Below are 11,719 nucleotides of genomic sequence, written 5' to 3'. Positions count from 1 at the left end.
AAGGTGGTTATTGCGGCGGGGCTCACCTCTTCCCATCCCGAACAGAGTAGTTAAGCCCGCCTGCGCAGATGGTACTGCAGTTATGTGGGAGAGTATGTCGTCGCCTTTCTTTATGAACCCCAACCCGATAAGGTTGGGGTTCTTTTTATACAAGAAAGCCATCTTTGTGCCGAAATGTCGGGACTCAGCTCGTACCTTTCTTTAATATGAACTCGTATCAGAACCTAAAAAAAATGCTCATTCCTAAAGAGGGTTTTTTAGGTATTACTTCCAACATTGATACAACTTGATTTCATTGAATCTTTAAGAATTAGTTTTAATCTTTAAATAAAGTTTATATATTTATACAAAATATATTTTTTAAATTTTTAAAAAATAAGTATCTTATGGAAAGAAGAACTTTTTTAACTACCTCAACTTTTGCTACTATTGGAATAACAACTTTTTTAGTTGAAGGTTGTAATAATACTAAAAATAATATTGGTGATGAAGAAGCTATTAATGACTTGCTGGGAGAATTTGAGCTTGATGAAGAAACAATTGTAAGTTTGCAAAAAAAATTAATTTCAGGACAATATACTTCTAAACAATTAGTAGAATTATATTTGAAACGTATTGAAACTATTGATAGAAATGGTCCTAACTTAAATTCAATTATAGAAATAAACCCAGATGCAATTGCAATCGCAAATAAATTGGATAATGAAAGAAGTGATGGAAAAATAAGAAGTTCAATACATGGTATACCGATCGTAATAAAAGATAATATTGATTCAGCTGATAAAATGCAAACTACAGCAGGATCATTAGCAATGGTTGGAAACATGGCTACTAAAGATGCTTTTGTTGTAAAAAAATTGCGAGAAGCAGGTGCTATAATTATTGGTAAAACTAATTTAAGCGAATGGGCTAATTTTCGATCTTCACAATCATCTTCTGGATGGAGCGGCCGAGGCGGTCAAACTAAGAATCCCTATATTTTAGATCATAATCCTTGTGGGTCAAGTGCTGGTTCGGGAGTTGCAGTTTCAGCAAATCTATGCGTTGTTGCTGTTGGTACAGAAACAGATGGCTCTATAGTTTGCCCAGCTTCTGTAAATGGAATAGTAGGCATAAAACCTACTGTGGGTTTAATAAGTCGTTCAGGAATTATACCAATTTCAAAAACTCAAGATACGGCTGGACCAATGGCTAGAACAGTAAAAGATGCTGCAATTTTATTAGGTGTGCTTTCAGGTGTAGATGTTTCAGATTCAATCACAAATGAAAGTTTAGGAAAAGATTTTACAGACTATACACAATTTTTGGATTTGGATGCAATAAAAGGAAAACGAATTGGCATTGAAAAAATGCCACAAGGAAACAATCAATTTATTAATGAACTTTTAAATAAATCAATTAATCTACTAAAGGAAAAAGGAGCTATAATCATAGAAATTGAGTATATCGAGAAAATAAATGTATTAGGAGATGCTGAATTTGAAGTTTTACAATATGAATTTAAAGATGGGTTGAACCATTATTTATCAACTTCAAACGCAAAGGTTAAATCCTTAAAGGAGGTTATTGATTTTAATTTGGCCAATGAAGATCAATCAATGCCATATTTTAAGCAGGAAACTTTAGAAAGTTCAAATTTAAAACTGGGACTTGAAGATAAAAAATATAAAGATGCTTTAAATAAAAGTTTCAACGACAGTAAAAAGATTTTGGATTCAGTATTTTATGACAATAAACTTGATGCGATTTGCGGGATAACAAAGGGGCCATCCTGCAGTATAGATATGATTTATGGTGATCGTTGGGGAGGATATTCGTTAACAATGCCAGCAGCTGTTAGTGGTTACCCACATATTACAGTGCCAGCTGGAAAAGTATATGATTTACCTGTTGGTCTATCATTTTTTGGAACCGCTTATAGCGAGCCAAAACTAATTGGAATTGCATTTGCTTATGAGCAAGCATCTAAACATAGGGTTAAACCTGAGTTTAAAAAATCATTTTTGTAATTAGTGGTCGGTTTTAATAAAATTGATAACTTTCTCAATGACTAAATGATTTCCAAGAATTTTGCGATGACCTAATCCATCTGTTAAAAATAGCACTCCTTTTTTTAAGTGGCTATGAATGTTTATACCAGCAGTTACTGGTATCTCTTTATCCATTTTATCATGGACTACTAAAACAGGAATGGATATGTACATTGCAGACTTGTAACCAGAAAAACTATCCATTTCTACTCCATATTTATTTTCAAAATACAATCGTAATTGGGTACTAATTATTGGTTTCAATTCCAGTTTTGCCACAAAATCGTCCAAAATATCGGTAACAATATCTCCACTTCCAATGATTGTTAAATGATTTATTGCTAATCCTTTTTTGACAGAATTTAACAGCGTCATTCCTCCCAATGAATGTCCAATTGCGGCTTCAAAAGGACCAAACTGTCTCTCGATTTCTAAAATTGTTTGGATAAAATCAGTCATAATAGCTAATTTTCCGGGAGATTTTCCATGTCCAGGTGCATCAAAACTTATTGTAGAATACCCAATTTTTAGTAATGCATCAGCTATTTTAAATAATTGAGGTCCTCTTCCCGACCAACCGTGAACCAATAAAATTTTTTTATCACTTTTACCATAATGGTATAGAACTATTTTTTTGTTAATTTTAGGAATTTCGATTAAAATTTGATTGCTATTACTATCCATATGCAATTCTCTTTTTGGAATTTTATGTTTTATTGGAGTTGTAAATAACTTAGCAGCAAATAATATTACTAATTTTGGCGAAATAAAAGCGATAAATTTACATGATGCTGTAATAATTTTAGGAATTTTCAATGATTGAGTTGGTTTAGTAGTTTTTTTTGTCATTTCCATAATTTTTCAAACAAACTTTTGTTTTGTTTTTTTTTTACTAAATTTAGAAAACATAAAAGTAGCATTATTAATAAAAATTCAGGTTGTTAATTATCATTTATTTGAAAGCATAGTTTTGAAATATTTATTTAAAATTTCAAACCCAAGAACATTTATTGACTAATTCCTGGAAAAATTTTACAAACACATTAAAGACATTTATAATTTAATACTAAAACAAAATGAAAGCTAAAAAGAAAAGTGTTATAGCAATAATTCTAGGAGGAGGACAAGGTTCTAGATTGTTTCCTTTAACCGAAACTAGGTCTAAACCTGCCGTGCCAATTGGAGGAAAATACAGGTTAGTCGATATACCAATTTCAAACTGTTTGAATTCAGATATTTATAAGATGTTTGTTTTGACACAATTTAATTCGGCCTCTTTGAATGCACACATAAAAAACACTTATAACTTTAGTATTTTTAGTCAGGCTTTTGTAGATATTCTAGCTGCAGAGCAAACCCCAGATAATCCAACATGGTTTCAAGGAACTGCTGACGCTGTTCGACAATGCATGCCTCACTTTTTGAATCATGATTTCGAGTATGCTTTAATTCTCTCAGGTGATCAGTTGTATCAAATGGATTTCAACGCCATGCTTGAAGCGCATATTAGTAATCAAGCGGATATTTCTATTGCAACTTTACCTGTAAATGATAAAGACGCACCAGAATTTGGAATATTAAAAACAAATTCAGAAAGTTGCATAGAATCATTTATAGAAAAACCAGCTAAAGAATTATTGTCAAATTGGAAATCAGATGTGAGTAATCAGATGAAATCCGAAGGTAAACACTACTTGGCATCAATGGGAATATACATTTTCAATAGAAAATTATTAATTGAATTAATGAAAAACCCAGACACAAAAGATTTTGGAAAAGAAATTATACCACAAGCCGTAGGGAAAAAGAAAATATTAAGCTACCAATATGAAGGATACTGGACAGATATTGGAAATATAGATTCGTTTTTTGAAGCAAATATCGGACTTACAAAAGATTTACCCGAATTTAATTTATTTGATAACGAAAATAAAATATATACTAGACCACGATTGTTGCCTCCGTCAAAATTTAAAAAAACAATTATCGAAAAATCATTAATTTCCGAAGGTTGTATTTTGAATGCAAAAGAAATAAGCAACTCTATCATAGGAATTCGATCTCGTATAGGAGAAGAAACAGTTATCCAAAATTGTTATGTAATGGGTAATGATTTCTACCAGAGTATTGCTGATATGAGAGACGACGAAAGTAATAGTAAATTGCAAATAGGAATTGGCGAAAGATGCCACATAAGTAATGCTCTCGTTGATAAAAATTGCAGAATAGGAGACGATGTTATTATAAAAGGAGGCCCACATTTAGCCGATTTTTCAAATGAATTGTATGCAATTAAAGACGGAATAGTTGTACTTAAAAAAGGAGCAACTATCCCAAATAATTATACTATCCAATAAAATAAAAACGACTATTATATAATTTTTTTTATTGCTTTTAGTAATACTTTAAAAAAATAAAATGCAAAATCAAACTCGAATAATTATCGAAAATGTTGCGCCACAACTTGATAGTGGTGCCTATCCTATAAAACGAATTGTTGGTCAAAAAGTTAATGTAACTGCAGATGTTTTTTCTGATGGGCACGACGTGTTAGAATGTTGTGTAAAATTCAAGCATGAAAGCGAAAAAAAGTGGCAAGAAATAAGAATGATCCCTTCAGTAAACGATGAATGGAACGCAGATTTTAAAGTACAAAAACAAGGGCTATATTCCTATTTTATTGAAGGCTGGATTGACTATGCACTTAACTGGCAGCACGGAACTGAACGAAAAATCCAAGACAATCAATACGTAAAATCAGAGCTTTTAGAAGGAGCAGAATACGTAAAAGCTGTTCAGGAATTTGCTAACGAAAAGGAGAATGAATACCTTAATACAATAGTAGCTTATTTCACGGCTGAATCTGATTATGACAAGGCTATTGCCGAAGTCACATCGTATAAATTGAAACAAATTTTCAAAAAATATCCAATTCGAGTTTTAGAAAACAAATCAATAGAGCTTCAAGTATATGTAGATAGAAAAAAAGCATTATTCAGCACTTGGTATGAATTTTTCCCACGTTCTGCCTCACAAGAAAAAGGTAAACACGGAACTTTTAAAGATTGTGAACGATTATTGCCTAGAGTTGCAGCAATGGGGTTTGACACCTTATATTTTCCACCAATTCACCCTATTGGAGAAGTAAATCGTAAAGGAAAAAACAATGCTACTAATGCCAATCCTGGCGATGTTGGATCTCCATGGGGAATAGGTTCGCACCACGGAGGACACAAAGCAACACATCCAGAATTAGGAACCATTGACGATTTTAAAGCATTGGTCAAAAAAGCAAAAAATTTAGGCATCGAAGTGGCTATGGATTATGCATTACAAGCTGCACCAGATCATCCTTATGTAAGCGATTTTCCTCAATGGTTCAAATGGCGTCCAGATGGAACGGTACAATATGCCGAAAATCCTCCCAAAAAATACCAAGACATTCAACCTATATATTTCGAAAGTGGGGATTGGAAAAACCTTTGGGCAGAACTCTTAGACGTAGCTTTGTTTTGGATTGAAGAGTGTGATATAAAAGTGTATCGTGTTGATAATCCTCACACTAAGCCTTTTTACTTCTGGGGTTGGTTAATAAGTGAAATTAAGAAAAAACATCCTGATGTATTGTTTTTAGCAGAAGCTTTCACAAGACCAAAAATCATGAATGAATTGGCCAAACAAGGATTTAGTCAATCCTATACTTACTTCACATGGAGAGATTCAAAAAAAGAACTCACCCAATATGTAACTGAGTTGACCCAAACGGAACAAAAAGAATTTTATCGCCCTAATTTTTGGCCAAATACACCAGATATTAATCCGTTTTCATTGCAAAGTGGGAATGAATCGGTGCATTTGCAAAAATATTTTCTTGCTGCAACCTTGAGTTCAAGTGTTGGAATTTATGGACCAGTGTTTGAATACATGGTTTCCACACCAATGGCTCCAGGTAAAGAAGAATATTTAGATTCAGAAAAGTACGAATATTTCAAGTGGGATTGGGAAATTCAAAATAAACTGACTACAATAATTACAAAAGTAAACGCTATTCGAAACGAGCAAGCTTCATTACAACAAACGAATAATATTGTTTTTTGTGAAACTAATAATGACCAAGTTATAGCCTATTATAAATATGATGACGACAAGCAAAACGAGACTTTGATGGTAGTAAGTTTAGACGCATTTAATACGAATCAAGCTATGGTAAGATTGCCCATAGAAAAATTAGGCAATCAACCCATTCAAGTAACTGATTTGATAACAGGAAACACTTATTCATGGGACAAAGAGTGGAATTTCATCGTGCTTTCACCAGAATTGCCTTTTCATTTATTTAAAATTAAAAGATGATGAAAGACATCAAAATCAATGAAGGAGAATTTCAAAATCCATTTGTTTTTAAAACAGATTGGAAAAATGCGTTCGACGATGAAGATTTTGTAAAAGTATTTTCATCGGATATTCTAGAAAACTATATTGTAAATAAACGCTGGTATGGCGGAAAAGCAAGTACGCTAAAGTATATTGAAGTTGTAGAGTATTTTAAAATGACATCAAAAAAAAATACTTACTATGGAGTATTATTAGAAGTTAATTTTAAGGAAGCTTTTTTTCAAAATTATTTTATGCCAATATCATTTATGGCAGAAGAAGAGTTGGACACAAATACTATTATTGCGCCAGTAAAGATGAACGGACAAGACGGCTTTCTTGTTGATGCATTGCACCAAGAAGATTTTAGAAAGCTTCTTTTTGACAAAATTGTTTCTTCGGGTGATAAAAATGAAGTCAAAGTAAAATTCCATAAAGGACAAAAACTAGAGGTTACAGAATACAAATCATCCAAATTTATGGGTGTTGAACAAAGCAATACCTCTATTATTTACAATAATACTTTGGTGTTAAAAATCTTTAGAAGAATTTATACCAGTACAAATCCAGATTATGAAATCAGTAGGTTTTTAACCGAAGAAATGAATTTCAAAAATTCTCCTGCTTACACCGGAAGTATCAGCGTTACTTTAATCGAAGGAAGTATAACACTTGGATTGATGCAGGAGTTAGTCCCAAATCAAGGAGATGCATGGCAATTTATGCTAGAAGAAATGGACAGTATTTTCGAAAATTTGAAAACTAAAAAAATCAAAATCGAAAGACTTCCCAATATTGAATTGTTCCAAAGATTAAAGATAAACGAAGTACCACACGAAATTATCGATTGGGCTGGGTTGAGTATTTTTATGCGCATCAATACATTAGCTATTCGAACCGCCGAAATGCACATCGCACTAGGTGGTTGCAATCATGATACATCATTTACGCCTACAACTTATAATGGCGATTATACTGTTTGGCTCAAAAACAGATTGACCTATCAGTTTCAAAACAGATTGAATATTCTAGAAAATAATTTGCATAAATTAGACGGATTGGCTTTAGATTTAGCCAATCAATTTTTAGATCACAAAAAAGAGATTCGGAAATTATTCCTCGATTTTGATTGGACAAAAATGAAATCCGAAAGAATTAGAATACACGGAGACTATCATTTAGGGCAAGTTTTAGTCAATGGAGATGATTTTTATTTGCTAGATTTCGAAGGTGAACCCGAAAGCACAATTCGAGATCGAAAAGTAAAACAACCACCATTAAAGGATGTAGCAGGAATGTTTAGATCGTTTCATTATTCGATTTATGCAACAATTTTTAATAACAAAGATAAATATCCTTTTGAGCAAGAAGAACTTTTTAAAGCTGGAGAAATTCTGTTCAAATATTTCGTTGGCGTTTTTATTCAAACCTATACAGATGTCGCTCAGGCTGGAAATTTAAATATTGGCTACCGTAAAGAAATTGACTTTTTGTTAAAATATTGTTTATTAGAAAAAGCAGTTTACGAGCTGGGTTACGAACTCAATTCTCGTCCAAGATGGTCTGTAATTCCTTTGACAGGAATTGCAAGTATCATGGAATTTAAAAATTAATTAATAACCTTAATTGGTTAAAAAAATATAAAATAAACAAAATGAGCCAAGTACAACCGCATTCCCTTTTTACTGATTTTGACATTGATTTATTCAAAGCAGGAAAACATTTTAGATTATACGAAAAATTAGGAGCACATTTAATTGAAGTTAATGGTGTAAAAGGAGTTTATTTTGCCGTATGGGCACCATCGGCTCGATCGGTTTCTGTTGTTGGGGATTTTAATTTTTGGATTCAAGGAGATCATCAACTACAAGTTCGGTGGGATTCTTCCGGAATTTGGGAAGGATTTATTCCAGGTATCGAAAAAGGAGCTACTTATAAATACAAAATACAATCCAATAACGGCGGAATCATTACCGAAAAAGCCGATCCATTTGCATTGTACTGTGAACATCCGCCACATACAGCTTCTGTAATTTGGGATTTAGACTATAAATGGAAAGACAAAAACTGGATGGAAACCCGAAAGGATTATAACGGTTTAGACAAACCTTATTCTGTTTATGAAGTCCATTTAGGTTCTTGGAAACGCAACGCAGAAGGAAAATTTCTAACTTATTTAGAACTAGCCGAAGATTTAGTAAGCTACATTAAGGAAACCGGTTTTACACACGTAGAATTCATGCCTATAATGGAATATCCTTATGATCCATCATGGGGTTATCAACTTGTAGGCTATTTTGCGCCAACATCACGATTTGGAAAACCACAGGATTTTATGGTATTAGTCGATAAATTACACCAAGCAGGAATTGGCGTAATTCTTGATTGGGTTCCATCACATTTTCCTGATGACGCACACGGTTTAGGATTTTTTGACGGTTCAAATTTATTTGAACATCCTGACCGAAGAAAAGGGTATCATCCGGATTGGAAAAGTTTAGTTTTTAATTATGGTCGAAGTGAAGTGCGTTCGTTCTTGATTAGCAACGCCATTTTCTGGTTGCAACATTATCATGTAGATGGACTTCGAGTAGATGCTGTAGCTTCGATGCTATATCTAGATTATTCCAGAAAAGATGGCGAATGGGAACCCAATATTTATGGAGGAAGAGAGAATCTAGATACAATAAGTTTCTTAAAAGAATTCAACGAAGCAGTTTATTCTAATTTTGAAGGTGTACAAACCATTGCCGAAGAAAGTACGTCTTTCCCAATGGTATCCAGACCAACATTTGCTGGAGGATTAGGATTTGGAATGAAATGGATGATGGGTTGGATGCACGACACATTAGAGTATTTTCAAAAAGATACTGTTTATCGAAAATACCATCAAAACGATTTGACTTTTTCGATGACCTATACTTTTTCGGAAAATTTCATGTTGCCACTTTCTCACGACGAAGTCGTTTATGGCAAAAAATCTATTGCAGGAAGAATGCCCGGTGACGAGTGGCAGAAATTTGCAAATTTAAGATTGCTTTACGGCTATATGTTTACACATCCTGGAGCAAAATTATTGTTCATGGGAAGTGAGTTCGGGCAAAGTGCCGAGTGGAATTTCGAAGGAAGTTTAGATTGGCATTTGTTGCAATATGGTTTTCATAACGGTGTCAAAAAAACAATTACAGATTTAAATGCTTTATATAAATCGCAACCAGCATTACACGAAAAACAATTCAGCCCTGAGGGTTTTGAATGGATAAACTACTCCGATCATCAAAATGCAGTAATGTCATTTATACGAAAAGGAAATAAGCCGAAAGACGACCTAATAATAGTTTGCAATTTTACTCAAGTGGTTCGTGAAAATTATAGAATTGGCATGCCTAAAAAAGGAAAATTGACACAAATATTCAATAGTGACGCAACAATTTACGGCGGTAGTGGTATAGAAACTGCGGCTAAATTAGCAATCGAAGCTTCACCTTATGATGGTAGAGATTATTCTATAGAATTACTGCTTCCGCCTTTGAGTGTTACCGTTTTTAAAATTTCTACAAAATAATAGTAATAAATAAATAAAATTTTTATTGTTTTAAATTGAAAATGAGACCTCTATATTTTAAAGTAATAGCCCTATTTTTTTTAGGGCTTTTTGCAAAAAACTACTCTCAAAATATAAACATCAACTGGAATACGATTGAAGGACAAGTTCCTGATAAAATCTTTGGAATCAATATTTGGGACGGAACTCTAAACGGAATCAATAACGATTTTGAATATAAAACCGCTATGGCTGAGTTAAATTTGAGTATAGTCAGGTTTCATGCTTATGAAATGACCCTCAATTCAAATAGCAAAAGTTGGTACGATACCACTAATCAAACTTGGAGAAGCAGTGTTATTGATGGATGTTTGGAAGCACAATCAAATGTTCCTAACAAAATGATTTCTATTTTTAATTTCCCACAGTGGCTTTCAAAAGACGGAATTGATGTAAAAAACATGAATGTTTCTAATGCTCAAGTTTATGCTGATTGGTGCGCAAATTTGGTTCAAATTGTAAATATTGATTTAGCAAAAAAGGTCAAGTATTGGTCTGTTTTTAATGAATTAGAATCCAATTACAACGGAAACATTTCAGATCTAGCCACCATATATTTAGCTTGTTATACAAAAATGAAATGGATAGATCCTACTATTCAAATAGGAGCTTTTGCCATAAGCCAACCTTGGTGGAACAACAGTGCGCAATATGATTTTTATCGATTAACTAAAAACAATTTGGATTTTATTGATTACCATTTGTACGGAGGCGAAAATACTGCACCAGCAAATAATTTATTATATAACGATGCAACTTTTCTAGGATATGGCGGAGTTGATAATGTGAGAAGTATAGCAACATCAGCAGGAGTTTCGCTTTCTGTCCCAATATGGTTGTCAGAAACAAACATGACCTATACATTTACAAATGATACTGATGGTAAAATGAAATCAAATGTTGGAGCAGTATGGGATGCACTTTTATTTGAATCTGCAATCAAATCAAAAGCAATTTCCAGCATCATGCTTTTTAACGATAGAGATGGTGTTTATGGTAAATTAGCACCAAATAACTCTAAACGTCCAGCGTATTATAATCTTAAAATTTTATCGAATAATTTTTATGGAAGCTTTGTAAATTCAACATCGACCGACTCCGACATAAAAATTCTAGCAGTGAAAGGAGCATCGTACAATTCCGTAATGATTTGCAATCGCAGTTTAGTAGACAAAACAGTCAATGTTAGTTTTACGAACGGACCAGCAAACGGAATTACTTATAAAAAAATAGAACTCAAAAATGCGATTAGCGAAACGGATTTAAACTGGAATAATGCTCAAAATTATTCGATACCTTCAGAAAGTATGATCTATTTAATTTTCAAAAATTCACTTGGATTAAAACCAATCGAGAAAAAAGCAGACTTAATTTTTCTAGAAAGCACAGTCCTAAATGCAAACTTAATTAAGCTAAATTCCGCTATCGAAACGAATACAAATTTAGTAGTTACTGATTTATCAGGCAAGAAACTATTGGAACTCAAAGACCAGAAATTAAATAGAGGTTCAAATACAATTGATCTTTCTGGTTTTAATTTTATTAGAGGAATTTATATTCTAAAAATAGATCAGAAAAACAATACTTCTTACTCTTTTAAAATAGTTTTTAATTATTGATCTACAAAAATCAGTAGAATAACTCAGTAGGTTTTTTGTTAAATTCAGGATAAACGATGCCAATTTATAAGATTATTTTTATATCATAAATC

At 32.8% G+C, this 11,719-nt stretch carries 7 protein-coding genes and 1 rRNA gene; 7 read left to right on the top strand and 1 reads right to left on the bottom strand.

From position 1 onward, the window contains the following. Both rrf and RMO53_RS09335 read left to right on the top strand, forming a co-directional pair. Window positions 1-109, top strand: a 5S ribosomal RNA gene (rrf, locus tag RMO53_RS09340). 277 nt (window positions 110-386) lie between these two features. Next, window positions 387-2,009, top strand: a complete 1,623-nt coding sequence (locus tag RMO53_RS09335; RefSeq protein WP_310379943.1) for an amidase — start codon at window positions 387-389, stop codon at window positions 2,007-2,009. Here the strand turns inward: RMO53_RS09335 and RMO53_RS09330 are convergent, their stop codons facing one another. Then, entirely contained in the window at window positions 2,010-2,879 is an 870-nt protein-coding gene (locus RMO53_RS09330; RefSeq protein ID WP_310379942.1) for an alpha/beta hydrolase, read from the bottom strand. A gap of 227 nt (window positions 2,880-3,106) precedes the next feature. On the opposite strand from RMO53_RS09330, the gene RMO53_RS09325 reads away from it, so the two are divergent. From RMO53_RS09325 to RMO53_RS09305, 5 genes are all read left to right on the top strand, one after another. Next, a complete protein-coding gene (locus tag RMO53_RS09325; protein WP_310379941.1) occupies window positions 3,107-4,387 on the top strand; it encodes a glucose-1-phosphate adenylyltransferase in 1,281 nt (426 codons plus the stop codon). A gap of 61 nt (window positions 4,388-4,448) precedes the next feature. Next, window positions 4,449-6,383 carry an alpha-1,4-glucan--maltose-1-phosphate maltosyltransferase gene (locus tag RMO53_RS09320; RefSeq protein ID WP_310379939.1) on the top strand — a complete coding sequence of 645 codons (1,935 nt, stop codon included), beginning with the start codon at window positions 4,449-4,451 and terminating at the stop codon, window positions 6,381-6,383. Then, window positions 6,383-8,017: a trehalose synthase gene (locus RMO53_RS09315; RefSeq protein WP_310379937.1), complete on the top strand. Its 1,635-nt coding sequence runs from the start codon at window positions 6,383-6,385 to the stop codon at window positions 8,015-8,017. The genes RMO53_RS09320 and RMO53_RS09315 overlap by 1 nt, the downstream gene beginning before the upstream one ends. A 41-nt stretch (window positions 8,018-8,058) precedes the next feature. Next, a complete protein-coding gene (gene glgB, locus RMO53_RS09310; RefSeq protein WP_310379936.1) occupies window positions 8,059-9,969 on the top strand; it encodes a 1,4-alpha-glucan branching protein GlgB in 1,911 nt (636 codons plus the stop codon). A 41-nt stretch (window positions 9,970-10,010) separates the two neighbouring features. Further along, on the top strand, window positions 10,011-11,627 hold the full coding sequence (locus RMO53_RS09305; RefSeq protein ID WP_310379934.1) for a T9SS type A sorting domain-containing protein: 1,617 nt from the start codon (window positions 10,011-10,013) through the stop codon (window positions 11,625-11,627). Window positions 11,628-11,719 lie beyond the last annotated feature (92 nt).

The sequence above is a fragment of the Flavobacterium sp. genome (assembly GCF_031409475.1).
GTDB lineage: Bacteria > Bacteroidota > Bacteroidia > Flavobacteriales > Flavobacteriaceae > Flavobacterium.
Note: the sequence above shows the minus strand (reverse complement) of the source record. Positions and strands in the feature narration are given on the sequence as shown.